This is a genomic window from Microbacterium sp. KHB019 (assembly GCF_037285405.1).
Classification (GTDB): domain Bacteria; phylum Actinomycetota; class Actinomycetes; order Actinomycetales; family Microbacteriaceae; genus Microbacterium.
Genome location: NZ_JBBDHF010000014.1, coordinates 1 through 205, shown reverse-complemented (window position 1 = coordinate 205; position 205 = coordinate 1). Strand labels below are relative to the sequence as shown.

At 65.4% G+C, this 205-nt stretch carries 1 protein-coding gene; it reads right to left on the bottom strand.

The window, feature by feature from the left end:
* Positions 1–205 (bottom strand): hypothetical protein (locus KHB019_RS15110; protein WP_337459364.1); only part of this gene is annotated, 205 nt, incomplete at both ends.

Genomic DNA, 205 nt, shown 5'->3' with positions numbered 1-205 from the left:
ATCGTGGTGGCGACCGTCGTCCGTTCAACCGGGATGAGCGTCCGGCTCGCGACGAGCGTCGTCCGTTCAACGATCGCAACGATCGTGGTGGCGACCGTCGTCCGTTCAACCGGGATGAGCGTCCGGCTCGCGACGAGCGTCGTCCGTTCAACGATCGCAACGATCGTGGTGGCGACCGTCGTCCGTTCAACCGGGATGAGCGTCC